General features: G+C 51.9%; 20 protein-coding genes and 3 pseudogenes. 6 read left to right on the forward strand and 17 right to left on the reverse strand.

All coding sequences use genetic code 11. The features are described from left to right. Nucleotides 1-99: 99 nt before the first annotated feature. The 3 genes from osmB to C1P89_RS05165 all read right to left on the reverse strand — a co-directional run bounded on the left by osmB (nucleotide 100) and on the right by C1P89_RS05165 (nucleotide 1,599). The gene (osmB, locus tag C1P89_RS05155) at nucleotides 100-318 is read right to left on the reverse strand and encodes an osmotically-inducible lipoprotein OsmB (protein ID WP_000498253.1); all 219 of its coding nucleotides are present in this window, start codon (nucleotides 316-318) and stop codon (nucleotides 100-102) included. A gap of 268 nt (nucleotides 319-586) precedes the next feature. Next, nucleotides 587-1,336: a DNA-binding transcriptional regulator YciT gene (gene yciT, locus C1P89_RS05160; protein WP_001088621.1), complete on the reverse strand. Its 750-nt coding sequence runs from the start codon at nucleotides 1,334-1,336 to the stop codon at nucleotides 587-589. 89 nt (nucleotides 1,337-1,425) lie between these two features. Continuing rightward, complete coding sequence (locus tag C1P89_RS05165) at nucleotides 1,426-1,599, reverse strand: YciZ family protein (RefSeq protein WP_001288368.1); 174 nt, start codon at nucleotides 1,597-1,599, stop codon at nucleotides 1,426-1,428. 36 nt (nucleotides 1,600-1,635) lie between these two features. Here C1P89_RS05165 and ymiD point away from each other — a divergent pair, with 36 nt between their 5' ends. Next, entirely contained in the window at nucleotides 1,636-1,764 is a 129-nt protein-coding gene (ymiD, locus tag C1P89_RS25795) for a protein YmiD (protein ID WP_211180493.1), read from the forward strand. Here the strand turns inward: ymiD and pdeR are convergent. After that, nucleotides 1,746-3,736, reverse strand: a pseudogene (gene pdeR / locus C1P89_RS05170) (cyclic di-GMP phosphodiesterase). The gene ymiD and the pseudogene pdeR sit on opposite strands and share 19 nt — an antisense overlap. A 53-nt stretch (nucleotides 3,737-3,789) precedes the next feature. Between pdeR and C1P89_RS05175 the strand changes: the two are divergent. Further along, nucleotides 3,790-3,893, forward strand: a pseudogene (locus tag C1P89_RS05175) (hypothetical protein). Between the two features lie 77 nt (nucleotides 3,894-3,970). On the opposite strand, the gene rnb reads toward C1P89_RS05175, so the two are convergent. From rnb to puuA, 13 genes and pseudogenes are all read right to left on the reverse strand, one after another. After that, complete coding sequence (gene rnb / locus C1P89_RS05180) at nucleotides 3,971-5,905, reverse strand: exoribonuclease II (RefSeq protein WP_000484988.1); 1,935 nt, start codon at nucleotides 5,903-5,905, stop codon at nucleotides 3,971-3,973. Nucleotides 5,906-5,972: 67 nt separating this feature from the next. Continuing rightward, nucleotides 5,973-7,099 (reverse strand): annotated as a pseudogene (locus tag C1P89_RS05185) (carboxymuconolactone decarboxylase family protein). 144 nt (nucleotides 7,100-7,243) lie between these two features. Beyond that, entirely contained in the window at nucleotides 7,244-8,032 is a 789-nt protein-coding gene (fabI, locus tag C1P89_RS05190; RefSeq protein WP_000506490.1) for an enoyl-ACP reductase FabI, read from the reverse strand. A 367-nt stretch (nucleotides 8,033-8,399) separates the two neighbouring features. Continuing rightward, a complete protein-coding gene (locus C1P89_RS05195; protein ID WP_000968846.1) occupies nucleotides 8,400-8,753 on the reverse strand; it encodes a DUF559 domain-containing protein in 354 nt (117 codons plus the stop codon). Nucleotides 8,754-8,820: 67 nt separating this feature from the next. Then, nucleotides 8,821-9,627: a peptide ABC transporter ATP-binding protein SapF gene (gene sapF / locus C1P89_RS05200; RefSeq protein ID WP_000573407.1), complete on the reverse strand. Its 807-nt coding sequence runs from the start codon at nucleotides 9,625-9,627 to the stop codon at nucleotides 8,821-8,823. Between the two features lies 1 nt (nucleotide 9,628). Continuing rightward, a complete protein-coding gene (sapD, locus tag C1P89_RS05205; RefSeq protein WP_001128858.1) occupies nucleotides 9,629-10,621 on the reverse strand; it encodes a peptide ABC transporter ATP-binding protein SapD in 993 nt (330 codons plus the stop codon). Beyond that, nucleotides 10,621-11,511, reverse strand: a complete 891-nt coding sequence (gene sapC, locus C1P89_RS05210; protein WP_001146163.1) for a peptide ABC transporter permease SapC — start codon at nucleotides 11,509-11,511, stop codon at nucleotides 10,621-10,623. Before sapC ends, sapD begins: the two co-directional genes overlap by 1 nt. Further along, nucleotides 11,498-12,463, reverse strand: coding sequence for a putrescine export ABC transporter permease SapB (gene sapB / locus C1P89_RS05215; RefSeq protein WP_000583277.1), 966 nt, complete (start codon nucleotides 12,461-12,463; stop codon nucleotides 11,498-11,500). The genes sapC and sapB overlap by 14 nt, the downstream gene beginning before the upstream one ends. Then, nucleotides 12,460-14,103 carry an ABC transporter substrate-binding protein SapA gene (gene sapA / locus C1P89_RS05220; protein WP_001250213.1) on the reverse strand — a complete coding sequence of 548 codons (1,644 nt, stop codon included), beginning with the start codon at nucleotides 14,101-14,103 and terminating at the stop codon, nucleotides 12,460-12,462. The genes sapB and sapA overlap by 4 nt, the downstream gene beginning before the upstream one ends. A 312-nt stretch (nucleotides 14,104-14,415) precedes the next feature. Then, a complete protein-coding gene (locus C1P89_RS05225) occupies nucleotides 14,416-14,661 on the reverse strand; it encodes a YmjA family protein (protein ID WP_001015110.1) in 246 nt (81 codons plus the stop codon). A 133-nt stretch (nucleotides 14,662-14,794) separates the two neighbouring features. Beyond that, the gene (puuP, locus tag C1P89_RS05230) at nucleotides 14,795-16,180 is read right to left on the reverse strand and encodes a putrescine/proton symporter PuuP (RefSeq protein ID WP_000996858.1); all 1,386 of its coding nucleotides are present in this window, start codon (nucleotides 16,178-16,180) and stop codon (nucleotides 14,795-14,797) included. After that, on the reverse strand, nucleotides 16,170-16,334 hold the full coding sequence (locus tag C1P89_RS05235) for a YmjE family protein (RefSeq protein WP_120795382.1): 165 nt from the start codon (nucleotides 16,332-16,334) through the stop codon (nucleotides 16,170-16,172). The genes puuP and C1P89_RS05235 overlap by 11 nt, the downstream gene beginning before the upstream one ends. 148 nt (nucleotides 16,335-16,482) lie before the next feature. Next, nucleotides 16,483-17,844 carry a glutamate-putrescine ligase gene (gene puuA / locus C1P89_RS05240; RefSeq protein ID WP_005137022.1) on the reverse strand — a complete coding sequence of 454 codons (1,362 nt, stop codon included), beginning with the start codon at nucleotides 17,842-17,844 and terminating at the stop codon, nucleotides 16,483-16,485. A 211-nt stretch (nucleotides 17,845-18,055) separates the two neighbouring features. Between puuA and puuD the strand changes: the two genes are divergently transcribed. The 4 genes from puuD (at nucleotide 18,056) to puuB (ending at nucleotide 22,326) form a co-directional block, all read left to right on the forward strand. Next, nucleotides 18,056-18,820 (forward strand): gamma-glutamyl-gamma-aminobutyrate hydrolase, encoded by a 765-nt coding sequence (puuD, locus tag C1P89_RS05245; RefSeq protein ID WP_001300506.1) that lies wholly within the window; start codon nucleotides 18,056-18,058, stop codon nucleotides 18,818-18,820. 26 nt (nucleotides 18,821-18,846) lie between these two features. Beyond that, nucleotides 18,847-19,404, forward strand: coding sequence for an HTH-type transcriptional regulator PuuR (gene puuR / locus C1P89_RS05250; RefSeq protein ID WP_001278727.1), 558 nt, complete (start codon nucleotides 18,847-18,849; stop codon nucleotides 19,402-19,404). A 149-nt stretch (nucleotides 19,405-19,553) separates the two neighbouring features. Further along, on the forward strand, nucleotides 19,554-21,044 hold the full coding sequence (gene puuC, locus C1P89_RS05255; protein WP_001009080.1) for an aldehyde dehydrogenase PuuC: 1,491 nt from the start codon (nucleotides 19,554-19,556) through the stop codon (nucleotides 21,042-21,044). Nucleotide 21,045: 1 nt separating this feature from the next. Next, the gene (puuB, locus tag C1P89_RS05260; protein ID WP_000134873.1) at nucleotides 21,046-22,326 is read left to right on the forward strand and encodes a gamma-glutamylputrescine oxidase; all 1,281 of its coding nucleotides are present in this window, start codon (nucleotides 21,046-21,048) and stop codon (nucleotides 22,324-22,326) included. Nucleotides 22,327-22,352 lie beyond the last annotated feature (26 nt).

The following is a 22,352-nucleotide window of genomic DNA, read 5'->3' on the forward strand; positions in this document are numbered from 1 at the left end:
GCTTTCGAATATTTTACTGTGCGTATTATTCAGTTATTTCGTACTGAACAGAATCAAGCGTATTATAATTGCGAGTCGATAATCGACATTTATTTACGATTATTTACCGACCTGGTGACCAATAACACCACCGACAGCTGCACCACCTAATGTACCCAACGTACTGCCATCGGTCAGTACTGCACCGCCTAATGCCCCTGCACCCGCGCCGATTGCGGTGTTGCGGTCCCGTTTAGACCAGTTAGAACAGGCACTCAGAGACATTGCCAAAGTAATTGCCAGAACAGCCGCGGTCATTTTTTTGCTCGTTACAAACATAATACTCTCTCCTGAATTTATGATTCACGGAAGTAAGCTCTCTATAACTATAATAGCTAAGAATAAGCCTGGTGAAATTATTCCGTGAAATCTGCTCGCGCGCAGGGTTATATCACGCAGGTGATAATGACTTCCTGTTATATCGCTGATAATAATTTTATATCTTAAGCGTGTTAATAACAGGTAAATAGTCTTAATTATCAACCAGGAATCATCTTAGAGCGGATGATTTGCCAAACTGCAAATCATCCGTAGAGAAGGGAAATGGTTAAATGTCAACGACGTGAACGGTGAGTTTACTGTGCTCAAGATGCATCAGATCGCTGGCGCGTATTTTCGAATCGGTAATCACGCGATTGAATCGCTCAACGGGACCGATGGAGTATGAATGTACAGCACCAAATTTCGAGCTGTCAGTCAGGACTATCGCTTCGCACTCTTTTTCCAGCACGGCATTGACCACATCGGTACGCATCATATCGCGACCGGTGAATCCAGTTTCAGGTTGCCAGCCATCAATACCAATAAATGCTTTGCTGAAATGCACCTGTTGGATGCACTGGCGTGTCAACGGGCCAACCATACTTTCGCTTTTTTTCTGGTACACGCCACCGAGCAAAATGACTTCACAAGGCGCGTCTTTCAGCAAATGCGCGATGTAGCTGCTGACCGTGATGATAGTGACATTTTTCTTCTGCTCCCCCAGAGTCCGGGCGAGCAGGGCATTGCTGCTGCCATTTTCGATAAAGATGGTTTCGCCCGGTTGAACCAGTGACGCGGCAAACTCGGCGAGTTCACGCTTCAGCGTATAGTTGCTCATCATACGGGTTTCGACGTCATCACTATCAAGCGAAACTGCAAAGCCATGTGCACGGCGGAGGTAACTCAGTTTTTCGAGGGTGTTGAGATCCTGGCGAATGGTAACTTCAGAAACTCCAGTGGCTTTTGCCAGATCGGTTACGCTAACCTGACCCTGGTCAATGACCATCTGTAGAATAGTTTGTTGTCGGGAATTCATCGCTGTAATTCTTATAACGTTATAATACTAAATAAAAAAATACTGACGCGCCGGGCATCCTCAAATAGGAAAACCTGAAGGCACGATTGTTAAATCTCCCACGGTGCCTTCGGGATGTCTGGCGTAGATTCAGCAACCTGGCGCAAGAGTTCTGCTTTAAGTATCTCGAGATTATGGATCGCAGAGTGGTAATCGCCTGCCACAAGGATATCTAACACAATATCAATACGTTCGGCAACGCGCTGGGCATCAAATTCAGACATCAAGGACATCCTTATAGCAAAAGTGGAAAATGAATAATGCAAAAATTGCCGCTAAAAGAGAAGTGTTTAACAGCAACGGCTAATTATCATCCAGGAATACGATATATAATGACGGGATATAGCGCTAAGTATATATATTCATCTACTTATGCGCGCTTCAGATAGCGTTTATACCAGCGTTCGAAGGCGACGGCGGGCATCGGTTTGGCAAACAAAAATCCTTGCCGCTCATTGATCCCGTTCTTGGTTAAAAAAGCATCTTCCTTTGCACTCTCTACACCTTCGGCGATCACCTGAAGATTCAATGCCTGGGCCACAGCGACGATCGCCCGGACCAGTGACTGCGAGACAGGTTGTTTGTGAATATCTCGAACAAAAACCTGGTCAAGTTTGATGGCATCGATCGGAAAGCGCGCCAGTTGCGAAAGTGAAGAGTAGCCGGTACCAAAATCATCCAGATGCACTTGCGCACCTAGTTGGCTAAATTGTTGAATAACAGACAGTGCCAGTTCATCATTCTCAATCAGACAACTCTCTGTCAGTTCAACATCTATAGGGCAGTATTCAAAATTGAGTTCCTGGAGAACCTGTTTCAGGGCGGTGAAAATGGTTTGATCGGCGAGCTGACGTGCAGAAATATTTACCGCCACTCGCAGGTTTATGCCTTTATCCCGCCACTTTGCCACCTGGCGTACGACATCGAGAATCACCCAACGGCCTAAAGGCACAATTAGCCCTGACTCTTCGGCGTAGGAAATGAAGTCCAACGGTGGAATCAACCCACGTTCAGGTGACTGCCAACGTACTAGTGCTTCCAGACTGCGCACTTCGCCACGCCAGGTGATTTTCGGTTGATAGTGAATAACCAACTGATCGTTTTCCAGTGCTTTACGCAAGTTGGTATCCAGCCAGAGATATTCAAATACCCGCTGATTCATTTCTGGAGTAAAAACGCAAAATTGTCCTCGTCCGCCTTCCTTCGCTGTGTACATTGCTGTGTCGGCGTGACGAATAATAGTCGCGCTGTCCGAACCATGTTCGGGAGAGAGCGAAATACCTACTGAACAGCTGGTATAAACTTCAATTAAACCAATACGAAAGGGGAGGCGTAAGCGGGTCAAAATTCGTGATGCCATTGCTTCCAGCGCGCTTTGTGAGGTATTGGATGCCAGTACCAGAAACTCATCGCCACCTGGACGCGCCAACACCTGGTCATGTTCGAGACAGCTTAAAATAGCCAATGACACGTCGCGTAATAACTGGTCACCAAACAAATGCCCATAGGCGTCGTTGACCTTTTTAAAATTATCCAAATCAAGATACACAACCCCAACTTTATTGTTATCTGCCTGATTAATAGCGTGATCGATTAACTCCTGCATTGCGTTACGATTCGGCAGTCCGGTGATACTGTCGGTATTTGCCAGAATACGCAGTCGCTCCTGAGCGCGGCGCTCTTCGGTAATGTCGGTACCGGAACAGATTAAAAAAATCTCGTTTTTGCCACTGCCGCTGTGGACAAATTTATTTTATTGCGAAACAGAAACAGCCGCTGGCCTTTACGTGTTGGTATCCACAGTTCGACTTCATATGCATTGCCGCTTCGAAAAAATACACGGTTATTGCGCCTGGATGCCGCAGCTTCACGACGGCTCATAAACAGTTTAAACACGCTTTGGCCAATGACGTCGTGTTCTTTCAACCCAGTGTAATCTTCACATAACCGATTGAAGCGTTGGATATTCCCCCGGCTGTCGAGAATCACTATTGCGGAATGTGCTTCAGAAACTACCTGCTCAGCAAAGGAAAGCCCGTGTGATAAATCACGAGCAACTGCCGGTGTGTCATGCCATGCAGACGCGTTGCCAGCCCATTCCCGTTTATTGATTTTTCGTCCTACCAGATGCACAGAAAGATCGCTCTCATCGACGGTCAGACTCATCATCAGGCTGGAGGTGATGACCGTCATTTCCCTGATGCGAGCAGCCTGTTCGGCAGATAACTGCAAAGTACGATCAGGTTCTGTGGTTTCGGTGGTAGAAAAGCGCAAAACATCGCTGCTTTCCGTCAACCGCCAGTATGGATTGTGCGATCCGAGAAAGTTGTACAACGTTGTGGACTCCCTAACGGTTTTCATGATGCATATCCTCCGGTTAACTGCGGAGTCCGCGGTTAAATAAAAGGAACAACATGACTTACATGAAATTAACGGCGGCTAAACGCATTGTTTTTTTATATATTTATTTGTAATCCAGTTTTGGAAAAACGCCAGTTTTCAAACGAAAGTCAGTTAAAAAATCTGCCTGGATATAACGAAGGTAGAGCGGGGAAATAAACGGCCCATCCATGAGGAATGGGCCGTGAAAGGAGATTACGCGACCGGGCGCGCAATAATGCCGCGGGTTTCCATGCGGACTTCGGCAATGGTGACGTCAATAACGTCAGTTACTTTGTAAACCGTTTCACCTTTAATTTGTACAGTGCCGTTTTCCTGGCTGCAAACCAGTTCATCGCGCACAGCGTGTAAGAAAGGTGCCGGAATAAAGGCGATAGCGCCGTTATCAACCAAACGCACACGCATGCCGCCACGGCTGATATCGACAATTTCCGCCGCGAAACGGGTGCCGGTCCCGGCTTTATCTTTCAGGAAGCGTGCGTATAACCAGTCGCCAACATCACGTTCTGCCATCCGGTTGAGACGGCGACGTTCGGCCATTTGGACAGTGATTTCATCCTGCGGACGCGTCGCAGTTTCGCCTTTGATAACCGCTTTCAGCAGACGGTGGTTGATCATGTCGCCATATTTACGGATCGGCGAAGTCCAGGTGGCGTATGCTTCCAGACCGAGGCCAAAGTGAGGACCGGGTTCAGTGCTAATTTCAGCAAATGACTGGAAGCGACGAATGCGGCTGTCGAGGAAACCAGTTGGTTGCGCATCCAGTTCACGACGCAGTTTGCAGAAACCGTCCAGCGTGAGCACTTCTTCGGCATCGACATGCAGACCGTGCGTTTTCAGCAACGCTGCCAGCGCGTCGGCATTCGCCGGATCAAAGCCCATATGCACGTTATAGATGCCAAAACCGAGCTTATCGCGCAGAACGCGGGCCGCACAAATGTTAGCGGCAATCATCGCTTCTTCGACGATACGGTTGGCAATGCGACGAGGCTCGGCGACGATATCCAGCACTTCACCTTTTTCACCGAGAATAAAGCGGTAATCCGGGCGATCTTTAAACACCAGTGCGTGGTTATGACGCCACTCGCCGCGGCGTTGGCAAATTTGCGCTAGCAAACGGACTTGTTCGGCAATTGCTTCACTTTCAGGCTGCCAGTCACCGGTATTTTCCAGCCAGTCAGAAACCTGGTCATACACCAGCTTCGCTTTGGATTCGATGGTGGCGGCAAAGAATTCGATATTATCTTCAATGGTGCCATCAGCGGAGAGCGTCATGCGGCATGCCAGTACCGGGCGGACTTCATTGGCGCGCAGTGAGCAGAGATCGTCAGAAAGCTCGCGAGGAAGCATAGGGATGTTGAAGCCAGGCAGATAGTTGGTGAATGCGCGAATTTTCGCGGCTTTGTCCAGCTTGCTGCCTTCAGCAATCCACGCGGTTGGATCGGCAATCGCCACAATCAGCTGAAGTTTGTCATCCGGCAACGCCTTAGCGAAAAGGGCGTCATCCATATCTTCTGTGCTGGCACTGTCGATGGTGACAAAATCCAGCGCGGTCAGATCTTCACGAACCAGACCTTCATCGAGCATTTCGGTAGCGACGCCGTCTGGTGCTTCTTTTTCCAGATTATGGCGCGCAAGGGTAACCCACCACGGTACAAAGTGGTCGTCACCAAAAGTGATGTATTGTGTCAGTTCAGCATAGAAAGAACGATCGCCTTTCAGCGGATGACGGCGCATTTCGGCAACCGCCCAGTCGCCTTCTTTAAACTCGTGGTTCAGGCCACGGGCTGCGCGGCAAGGAATGGCGTCTTTTAAGAGTGGATGATCAGGAACGATGGCCAGACGGTCATTTTTGCCCTGAACTTTACCCACGAAACGAGTCAGGAACGGTTCAACCAGTTCTTCTGGCTCTGCGGATTCACGTTCTTTTTCACTGTGGATCACCGCGATAATTCGGTCGCCATGCATGACTTTTTTCATCTGCGGCGGCGGAATGAAATAACTTTTTTGCGCGTCGACTTCCAGGAAGCCAAAGCCTTTTTCTGTGGCTTTTACCACCCCTTCAGCGCGTGGCGTCTGGGAATGCAGTTGCTGTTTAAGCTGCGCTAGCAGCGGGTTGTCCTGAAACATAATTGTCTATTTTGGTGGCCATTAGAGCGGCTGACAGTTTTACGCGAATCTGTCTGACGCGGCAAGGTTAATATGTCTCACCCAACGCGATTTTTAAGCGATTTATCCAGCCACACAGCCCGCTCCATACCAGCAGATTAATAATCTGCGTTGATGATTTTTCGTGTTCGAGTAAAGGGCTGAACTGGGCGGCGCTAAAGCGATCGGGTGCTCGGGTCAGCCATTGTATCGCCTGAACGGTAGCGTGCTCAACAGAATGACGGTCAGCCCATTGGTTAATTTCATTTTCGCCCTTGCGCAGAAGGGGGCTGATTTTTTATATTCATTTGATGAATCCATACAGGCGGCAAAACAAGCAGGACTGCCATTTATCCGCGCGCATAACAACGCCGCAAGCTTATTATCCGGCTGTGTATTAACCCGTGTACTGTTTAACAACCTTTCGAGAAGGGAAAGTGAAATAGGGTGGAGAGAGAGTGTTTCGGCCAGTTGGCAAAGTTCTGCTGTTGAACTTTTTGTGTACTCTTCAGGTAGTTTTTCCACCTCATAGCTGCTTCGCCAGCGTATTGATTCATCAGCAAACAGTGACGCGTCGGCGTAGTTTTGTATTTCCAGACCGGGTAACCAGCGTACCGGGTGCCCGAGATAAGCCTGAAATGTCGCAATGGTCCGCGCCTGAAAGCCAATAAAACCAATGATTTGGTTAATGATCACACAGTCCCAGGCAGTAAGACCGACGTCATTCAGATGCTGGCGCGATCGGTTGTCGATAATAGAAGGCGAGCTAGCCAGTTGGCGGGCATATTGCGTGATTTGTGCCAACCTATGATTGCTTTCCCTGGAGGAATCAGGCCCGGGGAGCGGCGTAAGTCGCGCCGAATAGTAGTTACATAACCGCTGGACGCCGCAAACCTGAGCAACCGTCAGGGCCGTAGACAAGCGTTCATAAGCGGTGAAGGTCTGTGAACGGGTCACGGTAAGCTGGTCAGGGAACAATTCCACTGCAAGAACGCGCGCAGGGACCAGCCATGAAAGGAAGGGAGCCAGCGTTTCTTCATCAAGGATCACGTCGAGCAGAAAGGGATCGCTGACCTTTGCGGCTTCCGGGACCAGAGGCAGAACGTCATACTCCGCAGTACTGGATTGCGTTTCATGATACCAGTGGCTTTTGCCGGTGATGTGGCGTTGTTCCATGGGCGCTCCTTGGTCGTAAAGGAAATCGTTATCCTGACGCAAGGCGGGAAGGGGAGAAAGACGGATCGGCGATAACAAATATCAGAAAGGTATAACAGAGATAACGGGCGGCAGAACGCCGCCCAATATTTACCAACAGAATGATTATTTCAATTCGAGTTCGTTCATTGCAGCGATGCTGAAACCGCCGTCAACGTGGACCACTTCACCGGAGATACCGGCAGAGAGATCGGAGCACAGGAATGCCGCGGAGTTACCCACATCTTCAATAGTAACGGTACGGCGAATCGGGGTAACGGCTTCGCAATGAGCCAGCATTTTGCGGAAGTCTTTGATACCGGAAGCCGCCAGAGTACGGATCGGACCAGCAGAGATGGCGTTAACACGCACACCTTCCGGACCCATCGCGTTCGCCATATAGCGCACGTTCGCTTCCAGAGACGCTTTTGCCAGACCCATAACGTTGTAGTTCGGGATAGCGCGCTCAGCGCCAAGGTAGGAAAGGGTCAGCAGGGCAGAACCCGGATTCAGCATGGAGCGGCAAGCTTTTGCCATTGCAACGAAGCTGTAGGAGCTGATGTCGTGGGCAATTTTGAAGCCTTCACGGGTAACGGCGTTAACATAGTCACCATCCAGCTGATCGCCAGGTGCAAAACCAATAGAGTGTACGAAACCGTCAAATTTCGGCCAAACTTTCCCCAGTTCAGCGAACATGGTGTCGATGCTGGCATCTTCTGCAACATCGCACTGCAGAACGATGTCAGAACCCAATTGAGCGGCAAATTCTTCTACGCGGCCTTTCAGTTTGTCGTTCTGGTAGGTGAATGCCAGTTCAGCTCCTTCGCGGTGCATCGCCTGAGCGATACCGTAGGCGATGGATAGTTTGCTGGCAACACCGGTTACCAGAATGCGCTTACCGGAAAGAAAACCCATAGCTTTAATCCTTATTGTTGATGCTTGTTGTGCCTGAAAATCAGGCGATTCGTCGTTTTAGTAAACAGTACGAACAGATAAACGGTTATTATAATCAACCTGGCTGTGAGTAGCTATAGTTGCCAGGTCCGACCGGAGCAGGCTGCGGCAGGGTGGGCGCTTTTCCCCTTACCCTAACCCTCTCCCCAGAGGGGCGAGGGGACCATATTGTGCAAATATTGTTACCCCAGCAACAAACAGGCTCATACAGCCCCTAACCCTTTTATGGCGATGGCTGGGATGGTTCAGACCTTGCCGAATATTCTCCAGCACTGTCTCCATGTTTTCACCACAACAGCTATTCGGCTCGGTCGGCCCCCTCGCCCTTTCAGGGTGAGGGTGATCGGCGGTTCAGTTCCTGCAGAATAATCTCCGGCACCGCCTCCTCATTACAATCAATCTCGTTATTCCAGAAACGCAGCACGGTCCAGCCCTGCGACTCAAGCCAGCTAGTGCGCCTGGTATCATAGGCAACTGCCAAATCATGCTGCCCACCATCCAGCTCAACGACTACGCGCGCCGAGCAGCAAGCAAAATCGAGAATGTAGCTCCCCACCGGATGTTGACGGCGAAATTTGAAATCACCAAAACGTCGGCTGCGAAGATATCGCCAGAGCTTTCGTTCCTGCAAAGTGAGATTGCGTCTTAAATCACGCGCATTTGATTTTATTTTATCCATCACCTCATTCTGACAAGATTTAATCTCTTGTCAGAATGAGGTGGATAATCTGGAAGGAGGATTCAGAAAATTAGCGATCTTTACGCCACGCATCCGCTGTCAATGCTTCGCCAAAGTGCCCGGCAATCAGCCGTTTGGTGAGTTCATGCAGCGGCGATGCCAGCACATCCGCGGTGCTGCCTCGCTCGACAACCTCGCCCTGATGCATCACCAGCACCTGGTCGCTAATGTGCTTCATCATTCCGATATGCTGGGTAACATAAATATACGAAATGCCCTGTTTTTCCTGTAACTCCAGCATCAGATTAATCAACTGCGAACGCATCGACATATCCAGTGAAGCGAGGGCTTCATCGGCAATAATGACTTTTGGGCGCAATATTAGCGCGCGCGCCAGACCCAGACGCTGTTTTTGTCCGGGTGCCAACATATGCGGATAGTAACTGACGTGATCCGGTAGCAGCCCAACCATACGCATCGTTTCAATAATCTGTTTGCGACGCTGTTCCGGTTCCAGGTCGGTGTTCAGGCGCAGTGGAAAATCCAGAATTTGCGAGATACGTTGACGGGGATTCAACGAGGTCGAAGGATCCTGAAAAATCATGCGAATACGCTGACTGCGGAAGGAATAATCGCCAAAATGCAGTGGATGATCGTCAATCAATAACTCGCCGCTGGTAGGCTCTATCATTCCCGCCAGCATTTTTGCCAGCGTGGATTTACCCGAACCATTCTCGCCAATAATCGCCAGTGTCTGGCCTTCACGTAGCGTAAAGCTCAAGGGTTTTACCGCTTCTACGGTCTGACGACGAAACCAGCCGGTCCGGTAGCGGAACGTTTTACTTAAATTACGCACTTCAAGCAGCGTTTCGATCATCTCACTCTTTCTCCATGTTCAGCGGGAAATGACAGGCATAGAGATGATTTTTCGCCCCCGTCAAACGTGGCGTCACAATGCATTCTCGTTGTGCATACGGGCAACGTGGCCCCAGACGACAACCAATCGGTAACTGTTCCAGCAGTGGGATAGCGCCGGGCAGCGTATTGAGGCGACTTTTATGCGGCATCGCGCTGCCGAAGTCTGGTATCGCGCGGATCAGCGCCTGGGTATAAGGATGATGTGGCATCGTCACCAACTCCTTACTCGGCGCGGTTTCCACTGTTTGACCGCAGTAAAGCACGTTAATTTTATCCGCCCATTGGCTAAGCATTTGTAAGTCATGGCTGATAAGCAAAATAGTGGTATTGCTGTTTTGGTTGAGACGCGTCAGCAGGCGAAAGATTTGCGCCTGGGTTGTTGGCTCCATTGAGTTGGTCGGTTCGTCAGCAATCAGCAGACGCGGTTGATTCGCCAGTGCAATGGCTATCATCACTTTCTGACATTCACCTTCGGTCAACTCATAGGGAAAACTGCGCATCGCATCTTTGTGATCTTTAATCCCCACGCGGTGCAGCAGTTCAATGGCACGGCGTTTGCGCCAGCCAAAACGCTGCCACCAACGGCCTTTATAGGTCCAGGCTGGGATGTTTTGCATCAACTGGCGACCCACACGTTCTGAAGGGTCAAGACACGACTGCGGTTCCTGGAAAATCATCGACACGTTATGGCCAACCAGTTTGCGCCGTTCGCGTGCGGAGAGACGCAGCAAATCGATATCATCAAAACGCATACGGTCAGCAGTAACACGCCAGTTATCTTTATTCACCCCACAAATCGCTTTCGCAATCAAACTCTTGCCGGAACCGGATTCACCAACAAGACCGCGGATTTCACCTTCGGTTAAGGTCATACTTACCCGGTCGACGGCTTTAACCCACTCATCACCGGTTTTAAATTCAATGGTCAGGTTACGAATATCGAGTAATGGCATTATTCCACCCCCGCAATAATCGCACGACGAACGCCATCACCAAGGAGGTTAACCAACAACACGCTAATCATAATTGCCGCACCTGGCAGCATGACAGTCCACGGGGCGACATAAATCAGTTCCAGCGCATCACCGAGCATCGCTCCCCATTCAGGCGAGGGGAGTTGTGCGCCGAGATCGAGAAAGCCCAGCGCGGCGATATCGAGAATTGCCATCGACAGTGCGCGGGTGATCTCGGTGACCAGCCCGGCGGTGATGTTTGGCATCACAGCAAACCAGAGAATATTCAGCGTTGATGCGCCATCCAGACGGGCGGCGATAACGTACTCTTTTTCCAGTTCGTCATGCACCATGCTGTAAATCGAACGTACCATACGCGGCAGCAATGCCAGCCAGACAGCAAACATAGCGTGGGACAAACTCGGTCCGGCAAACGCTACAACGATAATTGCCAACAGCAGCGAAGGGATCGCCAGTAAGGTATCCAGAATATGGTTAAGCACCGCTGAGCGGAGGCCGTGTGTCGCCCCGGCGAAGGTGCCCAGTACCAGGCCACAGATCGTCGCGGCAAGCGTCACCACAAATGCGCCACCCACGGTTGGCGCAGCTCCGCTCAGTAAACGGCTTAAAACATCGCGTCCGAGGTCGTCAGTCCCCAGGAAGAAAGAAACTTCGCCATAGCGCGACCATGATGGCGGCAATAATTGATAACCGAGAAATTGCTGGTCGATGCCGTAAGGCGCAAACCAGCCGCCAAAAATACACAGTACAGCCAGCCCCGCGCAGCCGTACAGGCCGACCATCGCAGAGGCGTCACTATAAAATTTGCGCCAGGCGGTACGCAGCGTGCCCGGCGGGCGCTTTTCGCTGTATACGCTATCGTAAGGCATACCATTCCTTATGTTTCAGAGGGTTAGCCATGGCACCCAAAATATCAGAAATCACGTTAACAATAATGACCAGTGAGCCACACACCATCACTCCGGCGGAAATGGCTGCGTAATCCTGCTGGCGGATGGCGTTAATTAACCAGCGCCCTAAACCCGGCCAGCTAAAAACCATTTCGGTGATCATCGCCAGCGTCAGCATGGTGGAAAACTGTAAGCCCAGGCGAGGAATAACCGGCGGTAACGCGTTATGCAGAACGTGGCGACGCAAAATAGTAAAGCGCGACAAACCGCGGGTCGCCGCCGCTTTTACATAGTTCTGGTCATACACTTCGATAGTGCTGATACGCATCAGGCGGATCACTTCAGTTGTTGGCGCAACCGACAGGGTGATCACGGGCAATATCATATGGCGGATTGCGCTCATGATCATTTCATCCCGCCATGGTGAGTCCGAAAGCCAGGCATCAATCAACGCAAAACCGGTAATCGGTTTCACTTCGTAGAGCAGATCGAAACGCCCTGAAACGGGCAACCAACCTAGCGTGAGTGAACAAAACAGCGTCAACAGAAGCGCCAGCCAGAACACCGGGATTGAAAAGCCCAGTAAGGCGATGGCGTTGATCAAGTTATCCTGCCACTTATGGCGCGTAATCCCGGCAATCATCCCCACGGGGATGCCAACAATCAGCGCAAAACCGAAGGCGAGGATGCACAGTTCCATCGTCGCCGGGAAGACCTCTTTTAACTGTTCGGCAATCGGTTGACCGTTAATGCTGGAAACACCAAAATCCCAGTGGATCAGGCCGTTAAACCAGAACACCCAGGCATTCCACAGTGACGCGCCTTGTAACGGCGCATGAGGGGTGAAATAGCTCAAGCTGAAGCCAACGAAGGTCAGCAGGAACAAGGTGACAATCAATAACAAAATGCGGCGTAAGGTGAAGATAATCATGGTTTTTTCACCTCATCCTGTTTCTCGCGATACACCCCAGCAAAGGAGGCGTTACCAAACGGGCTAAGTACCAGACCTTTGATATCGTACCGATAGGCCTGCAAACGCAATGACGACGCCAGCGGCAGAATAGGTAATTCCTGCGCCAGAATACTCTGCGCTTCGTCATAGGCTTCAATACGCGCCGCCAGCTGCTGCGAGGAGAGCGCCTTACGCAACACGCTGTCGAATTTCGGATCGCACCAGTGGGCGAGGTTGGTCTGTGAATGAATTGCCGCGCAGCTCAGTAAAGGACGGAAGAAACTGTCCGGGTCGTTACTGTCCGTCGCCCAACCGGATAACGTCAGATCATGGCTCATATCCATCAACCGCGCCTCCTGAAAGCGACCTTCTACCGGCACAATCACCACTTTTACGCCAACCTGCGCCATATCCGCCTGAATCAGTTCGGCAGTTTTCAGTGGACTGGGGTTCCACGCCTGCGAACGTGTGGGCACCCACAGTTTCAGCGTTAAGTTTTCCAGCCCCAACGCCTTCAACTGTTCGCGCGATTTCGCCGGATTGTATTCAGTAATTTTAGCCTCGTTGTCATAGGCCCACGAGGCGCGCGGTAAAATAGAGGCCGCCGTTTCAGCCGTACCATAATAGATGGATTGCATCAGGCGCTGGTTATTAATCGCCAGTGCCAGTGCATGGCGGACAGCGGGATTATTTAGCGGCGGTTTGGCGGTGTTAAATGCCAGATAGGCGACGTTCATCCCAGGACGCAGCGTTAAACGCAAGCGCGGGTCGTCACGCAAAATGGATAGCTGGCTGGCAGCAGGCCAGGCCAGAACGTCGCATTCCCCGGTCAGGAGTTTCGACAGACGTCCGGTGCCGCCGGAGCCTAAATCCACCACTACCTGCGGCATTAACGGTTTACCGCGCCAGAAGTCATCATGACGTTGTAGGCGAATAAATTGCCCGGCGCGGTATTCCGACAACTGATACGGACCGGTGCCGACCGGTTGACGGTCGAGTTGCTCCTGGCGATCTTCTTTCTCTAACTTCCGGGCATATTCTGCCGACATGACCGAAGCATAATGGGTTGCGAGGTGCCACAAAAAAGAAGCATCCGGCTGGGCGAGTCGGAACTCAACGGTATGATTATCCAGTTTGCGGACGCTTTTCACGTTATCGGCAAATTGCAGGCTGTCGAAGTAGGGGAAGTTGCTGCCGTTGACGTTATGCCACGGGTTGTTGCGGTCAAAAATTCGCTGGAAGGTAAACACCACATCGTCGGCATTCATTTTACGAGTGGGAGTAAACCAGTCGGTTTTTTGAAACGGAACATCGCGACGCAGGTGGAAGCGATAGGTCGCGCCGTTGTCGAGTACTTCCCAGCTTTCGGCAAGTTCCGGCATCAGGCGATAGGTATAGGGATCGACATCCAGCAGTCGATCATAAAACTGGGCGGCAAGGGTATCGACAATTAACCCACTGCTCGCTTTGGATGGGTTAAAGGTGTTGACTTGCCCGCTGACGCAATAGACAAAACCGCTGTCGCGGATATCAGCATGCGGGGGGGATTCAGGCGCGGCGATTGCCTGACCACTCACAAGTCCAGCAATCACCAAAAGAGACGATAATACCTGGCGCATAATATTAAGGGATTTTATGTAAAGAGGCTATCTTACTAATATTTAATGACATTTGCCATTACCGTTTGTGTTCAGGGGTCGTAATGAGGGCCGTGTGGTTGGTCGTTGAACAGGTGGCGTCGCCATCTGTTCAACATTCGTACCCGTGATTTCTCTATAACTATAACTCACAGAACAACTTAGCGAGGAGCAGAGCGGTACGATCGTGAGAAACCCATTAAAGCACGCTGCAGTGCGTGTCATTGTTAGCCGGATGCGGCGTGAACGCTTTATCCGGACAACGATACTGACCGATCGTCTGCAATTAAATAATTACTCATTACCCCATTGATTCAAAAACTCTGCGATCTCATCAATGCGTACGGGATTAATCCCCGCTTCAGCAGCCATTTCATGTTGGGCTTCTTCGCTGATCTCTTCATTGTTCATCAAACGGGTGAGCAGTAACTGGAAGTAGTGGGCCAGCGGTGTGCGTTCAGCCTCTGCGACAGGCTCTGCGCATTCGGTCGCGTACTCATCGGCAATATCAAAATATTTTAGCGGGATATCGTGGTTCATTATTTGCCCCTGGGGTTAATGCGCTAAGCATAAGGGCGGATGATAGCACTCGTGATCCGGGTCATACATCTTTTTATAGTTAATGGCGCGGCGCGTTACCCTCAGGCAGGATAATGCGCCGCGCATCCGGCTATTACGTTTCGCTCACCGGCGTTCTGTCACCTTCGTACAGCGGCACTTTGCGATAGCGGCGGATCAGATACCACAAATATGCGCCGCCTAACGAAGCCCATACCAGACCGAGTGTCAGTGACGTTGACTCTAGGTTAACCCACAGCACACCCACCGTCAGCGCGCCAACCAGCGGCATCAGCAAATAGTGGAAGTGATCCTTCCAGCTTTTATTCATTCCTTTACGCCGCCAGAAATGATTAAACACCGACAGATTCACGAAGGTAAACGCCACCAGAGCACCGAAGTTAATCAGTGCTGTCGCGGTGACTAAATCAAAGAACAGCGCCGACAGCGCGACAATCCCGACCATAATGACGTTGAGTGCCGGAGTCCGCCATTTTGGGTGCACATAGCCAAACACGCGCTCCGGAAACACATTGTCACGCCCCATCACATACAGCAGACGCGACACGCTGGCATGTGAAGCCAGGCCAGACGCTAATGTGTTCACAAACGTGGTGCAGAGGAAAATCGACTGAAAGAGCTTGCCGCCGACGTACAGCGCAATTTCAGGCAGTGCGGCGTCCGGGTCTTTAAAGCGGCTGATATCGGGAAAGAACAGCTGCATAAAGAACGACGCCGCGATAAAGATAACGCCGCCGTATACCGCCGTCAGGAAGATGGCTTTCGGGATCACGCGTGCGGCGTCCGGCGTCTCTTCCGAAAGCGTGGTCACCGCATCGAAACCGAGGAACGAGAAACAGACAATCGTCGCACCGGTAATAATCGGGATCAGGTGCGCGTTCTCGCTGATAAACGGCTGAAGTGACCAGACGGTGCCAACGCCTTCTCCTTTATGCAGTCCCTGAACCACCAGGAAGATAAACACCACCATGATGGAGATTTGCACCAGTACAAACAGGGTATTGAAGTTAGCGACCAGGTTGACGCTCTTCAGATTCGCGGCGGTTAAAATGGCGACGAAGGTTACCACCCACACCCACGGCGGCACTTCCGGGAAGAGGGCGGAGAGATAGATTTTCGCCAACAAAACGTTGATCATTGGCAAAAAGAGATAATCCAGCAGTGATGACCAGCCGACCATAAATCCGACGTGCGGGTTAATCGACTTTTGCGCGTAGGTATAGGCCGAACCGGCCTCCGGAAACTGGCGAACCAGTTTGCCGTAGCTGATAGCGGTAAACAGCACGCCCGCCAGCGCCAGCAAATAGGACGCCGGAACGTGACCGTCGCTAATGCCGGAGACAATACCAAAAGTATCAAATACGGTCATCGGCGTGAGATAGGCCAGACCCATCATTACCACCTGCCACAATTTCAGTGATTTTCGCAGACGGGTTTTGCCGGGTTGCGCAGCAATATTCAGTGGTGAATTAATAGCCATAATTGCTGCCTCCCCTGCGTAATAAGGTTTGCGGTCGTGTCGACCTGAAATCAAACCTGTTTAGCAAGGGAAGCAAAGGGGGCGGAGTCCAGTCAGTAGCAGGAGGGGCGCATACGCAGCCTCCCTCGCCATGCGGGGATTTAATCATCGGCATCATCTCATTTCCTCGTCACAGTCTTAATCGTTAACGGAAGCCCGTTGCCGCCTGCGCTCCATAACGCGACATCCGGGAAATGTCTGGATTACCAGCAAATGTCAGGCCTGGCTCCGCTCAGGCCGATGAAACAACCCCGCAAGGGGAATTACGCGTTTTTCAACATCCACTCAATTTCTGTTTCTGTGATGAGGCGCTCAAACTGCAACAGCTCATCATTTTTACAGGCGTGATACACATGGCAAAACCGTTTGCCTAAATAGCGGCGCAGGTGATCATTCTCGATAAACTCACCCAGGGCATCGCTCTGGCGAATCGGGAAGGGTAAGCCTTCCTGTTCCAGCCCGTTGCCTTCGACTTCTTCCTGCAACGGCAGCTCGTTATCAAGGCCATGCAAAATACCGGCAAAAATCGCTGCCATCACCAGATATGGGTTGGCATCGGCACCCGCCACGCGATATTCCACGCGGTGATTATGACGGTCGCCGCACGGAATACGCAGGGCGACGGTGCGGTTGTTATGGCCCCACGACGCCTGCGTCGGCACATACATTCCCGGCTGGAAGCGGCGATACGAGTTCACGTTTGGTGCCAGCAACGCCATCGACGACGGCATCAGGTCAATCATCCCGGCGAGCATCTTTTTCAGCAGCGGCGAATCTTCGCCTTCTGTGTCAGAAAGCACATTCTCGCCACGATTATTTTGCATACTGATATGGATATGCATCCCGCTGCCCGCGTGCTCTTCATACGGCTTCGCCATAAAAGTGGCGTGCATCTTATGCTTTCCTGCCATCAGACGCACCAGGCGTTTTAGTGCCAGCGCATCATCGCAGGCTTCCAGCACGTTATCAGTATGGTAAAGGTTGATTTCAAACTGACCCGGCGAGGCCTCAGCGACCGCGCCATCTGCCGGAATCAGCTGCAACTGCGCCAGTTCATCAATATCATTGAGCACGTCGGCGAAGTGGTTGAGGTTATCAACGGAGTAAACCTGGCTTTGTGTATTGCGGTCATCGGTGCCAGGCGCGCAGGGCGGTTGCAGATTCCCTTCAGCGTCGCGCTGGCGCAGCTGCTGCCACAGGCGGTTAAGAACGTTCCGCGGCTCAACGTCAAAGGGAGCGCCATCTTCATCGACCATGGTCAGGAGCATCTGACCGATAAACTCTGGATCGGCGGCAGAAGGAGTTAAGGAACCGAGAACAGGAACACAGGTACGATCCGGCTCGCCCATTTCCTGACCCAGACCTGCTTCTTCTACTACGTTGCCCAGAATATCCATTGCAAATACCGAGGCCGGGAAATAACACCCTTTCTCGAGCTTCTTCAGGCTTGAAACAGGGATACGTTTTCCACGGAAGCAACCATTCAAATCAGTAAGTAAAACATCAACATATTGCGTATTCGGGTAGCGCTCCAGGTAGCGTTTCACTTCCTGCGTAAAGGCGCTACCCCGCCTCTCTTCTGACTGCTGAACAAAGTTCTCTACTTCAACGATATTGGTTTCCATGATTCTTCGCCTTTGGTTTGTTTTCCGCTCGTTATCAAAGCGTAAAATATAATGACCACCATTCGAATCTGTATGCAAACTAAATGTTTGTCAAATGTTAAATTGAGTTTGCAAAAATGAAAACCCACTGCTAGATTGAAAAAATATTGAACATAAAGGTCATTTAAAGCGCAGTAATGGCGATAATTTAGTCCACTTTGTGAGATTGAGCATGGAAAATATAATGAACAATCCGGTTATCGGTGTCGTAATGTGCAGGAACAGGCTTAAGGGTCATGCGACCCAGACTCTGCAAGAAAAGTACCTGAATGCCATCATCCACGCAGGCGGCTTGCCAATTGCGCTACCACATGCGCTGGCGGAACCGTCGTTACTTGAACAACTTTTGCCGAAACTCGATGGCATTTATCTTCCTGGTAGTCCCAGCAATGTGCAGCCGCACCTATATGGTGAAAACGGCGATGAGCCTGACGCCGATCCCGGGCGTGATCTTCTGAGCATGGCGATAATTAATGCCGCACTCGAAAGGCGCATCCCCATTTTCGCCATCTGCCGGGGTTTACAAGAACTGGTGGTGGCAACCGGTGGTTCGTTGCATCGCAAGCTGTGCGAACAGCCTGAATTGCTGGAACATCGGGAAGATCCCGAACTGCCGGTGGAACAGCAATATGCACCGTCGCATGAAGTTCAGGTTGAAGAGGGGGGATTACTGTCTGCGTTGTTACCTGAATGTAGCAACTTTTGGGTAAACTCTCTACATGGACAAGGGGCGAAGGTCGTTAGCCCACGGTTGCGTGTTGAAGCTCGCTCGCCGGATGGCTTAGTTGAGGCGGTTAGCGTCATCAATCATCCTTTTGCGCTGGGCGTACAGTGGCACCCGGAATGGAACAGTAGCGAGTACGCGCTTTCGCGTATATTGTTCGAGGGCTTTATCACCGCTTGTCAGCACCATATCGCTGAAAAACAGCGACTCTGACCACTACAGTTTAAGGAAATGCAAATATGAGTGATGAGGGACTGGCGCCAGGAAAACGCTTGTCGGAAATCCGCCAGCAGCAGGGGCTTTCACAACGTCGTGCCGCCGAACTCTCCGGGCTGACTCACAGTGCTATCAGTACGATAGAACAAGATAAAGTCAGCCCTGCCATCAGTACGCTGCAAAAGCTGCTGAAGGTGTATGGTCTGTCACTCTCGGAATTCTTTTCCGAGCCGGAAAAACCTGATGAGCCGCAGGTCGTCATTAATCAGGACGACTTAATTGAGATGGGCAGTCAGGGTGTGTCAATGAAGCTGGTTCATAACGGTAACCCGAATCGCACGCTGGCGATGATCTTTGAAACGTACCAGCCGGGCACAACCACTGGGGAAAGAATTAAGCATCAGGGTGAGGAAATAGGCACAGTACTGGAAGGTGAAATTGTTCTGACGATTAATGGTCAGGATTACCACCTCGTCGCGGGGCAAAGTTATGCCATTAATACCGGCATCCCGCACAGTTTCAGTAATACGTCGGCAGGTATTTGCCGAATTATCAGCGCCCATACGCCCACCACGTTTTAATCTTTTTGTTCTGTAAGCCGGGTAAGCGCAATGCGCCCGGCAATCCATAAAGAATGTCGCCAGAAATAAACGGGCATGCGGCCCGGGGATCTCTGCGCCCTGACGTTCACAAACTGCATATATCTGATAGACGTGAAACAGGAGTCATAATGAATTTTCATCATCTGGCTTACTGGCAGGATAAAGCGTTAAGTCTCGCCATTGAAAACCGCTTATTTATTAACGGTGAATATACTGCTGCGGCGGAAAATGAAACCTTTGAAACCGTTGATCCGGTCACCCAGGCACCGCTGGCGAAAATTGCCCGCGGCAAGAGCGTCGATATCGACCATGCGGTGAGCGCAGCACGCGGCGTATTTGAACGCGGCGACTGGTCACTCTCTTCTCCGGCTAAACGTAAAGCGGTACTGAATAAACTCGCCGATTTAATGGAAGCCCACGCCGAAGAGCTGGCACTGCTGGAAACTCTCGACACCGGCAAACCGATTCGTCACAGTCTGCGTGATGATATTCCCGGCGCGGCGCGCGCCATTCGCTGGTACGCCGAAGCGATCGACAAAGTGTATGGCGAAGTGGCGACCACCAGTAGCCATGAGCTGGCGATGATCGTGCGTGAACCGGTCGGCGTGATTGCCGCCATCGTGCCGTGGAACTTCCCGCTGCTGCTGACTTGCTGGAAACTCGGCCCGGCGCTGGCGGCGGGAAACAGCGTGATTCTAAAACCGTCTGAAAAATCACCACTCAGTGCGATTCGTCTCGCCGGGCTGGCAAAAGAAGAAGCGGGGCTGCCGGATGGCGTGCTGAACGTAGTGAGCGGTTATGGTCATGAAGCCGGGCAGGCGCTTTCGCGTCATAACGATATCGATGCCATCGCCTTTACCGGCTCCACGCGTACGGGTAAACAACTGCTGAAAGACGCGGGTGATAGCAACATGAAACGCGTCTGGCTGGAAGCGGGCGGCAAAAGCGCCAACATCGTTTTCGCCGATTGTCCGGATCTGCAAAAAGCGGCAAGCGCCACCGCCGCAGGCATCTTCTACAACCAGGGCCAGGTGTGCATCGCCGGAACGCGTTTGTTACTGGAAGAGAGCATCGCCGATGAATTCTTAGCCCTGTTAAAACAGCAGGCGCAAAACTGGCAGCCGGGCCATCCACTTGATACCGTAACCACCATGGGCACCTTAATCGATTGCGCCCACGCCGACTCGGTCCATAGCTTTATTCGTGAAGGCGAAAGCAAAGGGCAACTGCTGCTGGATGGTCGTAACGCTGAGCTGGCTGCCGCCATCGGCCCGACCATCTTTGTGGATGTTGACCCGAATGCGTCCTTAAGCCGCGAAGAGATTTTCGGTCCGGTGCTGGTGGTCACGCGTTTCACATCAGAAGACCAGGCGCTACAGCTTGCCAACGACAGCCAGTACGGCCTTGGCGCGGCGGTATGGACGCGCGACCTCTCCCGCGCGCACCGTATGAGCCGCCGCCTGAAAGCCGGTTCCGTCTTCGTCAATAACTACAACGACGGCGATATGACCGTGCCGTTTGGCGGCTATAAGCAGAGCGGCAACGGTCGCGACAAATCCCTGCATGCCCTTGAAAAATTCACTGAACTGAAAACCATCTGGATAAGCCTGGAGGCCTGAAATGACCGAACATACCAGCAGTTACTACGCCGCCAGTGCGAATAAATATGCACCATTCGACACACTGAATGAGTCAATCACCTGCGACGTTTGCGTGGTTGGCGGCGGCTATACCGGGCTCTCCTCCGCGCTGCATCTGGCGGAAGCGGGCTTTGACGTAGTGGTTCTCGAAGCCTCACGCATCGGCTTTGGCGCAAGCGGGCGCAATGGCGGGCAGCTTGTGAACTCCTACAGCCGCGACATCGACGTGATCGAAAAAAGCTACGGCATGGACACCGCCCGTATGCTCGGCAGCATGATGTTCGAGGGTGGCGAGATCATCCGCGAACGTATCAAACGCTATCAGATTGACTGCGACTACCGCCCCGGCGGCCTGTTTGTGGCGATGAATGATAAACAGCTCGCCACACTCGAAGAGCAGAAAGAGAACTGGGAACGCTACGGCAATAAACAGCTGGAGCTGCTGGACGCTAACGCCATTCGCCGCGAGGTCGCCAGCGATCGCTACACTGGCGCACTGTTGGATCACAGCGGTGGGCATATTCACCCGCTAAACCTCGCCATTGGTGAAGCCGATGCCATCCGCCTGAACGGCGGGCGCGTGTATGAGCTTTCTGCCGTGACGCAGATCCAGCACACCACGCCAGCGGTGGTGCGCACTGCCAAAGGTCAGGTGACGGCGAAGTATGTGATTGTCGCCGGGAATGCGTATCTGGGCGATAAAGTAGAGCCGGAACTGGCGAAACGCAGCATGCCGTGCGGCACGCAGGTGATCACCACTGAACGGCTGTCGGAAGATTTAGCCCGTTCGCTGATCCCGAAAAACTACTGTGTGGAAGACTGTAATTATCTGCTTGATTACTACCGTCTTACCGCCGACAACCGTTTGCTGTACGGCGGCGGCGTGGTCTACGGCGCGCGCGACCCGGATGACGTTGAGCGTCTTGTTGTGCCGAAACTGCTGAAAACCTTCCCGCAACTGAAGGGCGTCAAAATCGACTACCGCTGGACGGGCAACTTCCTGCTGACCCTGTCGCGCATGCCGCAGTTTGGTCGCCTTGATACCAACATCTATTACATGCAGGGTTACAGCGGCCACGGCGTCACCTGTACTCATCTCGCCGGACGTTTGATTGCCGAACTGCTGCGCGGCGACGCCGAACGTTTCGATGCCTTCGCCAATCTGCCGTATTACCCGTTCCCCGGCGGGCGCACGCTGCGAGTACCGTTTACCGCGATGGGCGCAGCCTGGTACAGCCTGCGCGATCGTCTGGGCGTTTAATTTCCGATTAACAGTGAAGAGTCAAA

Source organism: Shigella sonnei (assembly GCF_002950395.1).
In the GTDB taxonomy this organism is placed as follows: Bacteria; Pseudomonadota; Gammaproteobacteria; order Enterobacterales; family Enterobacteriaceae; genus ECMA0423.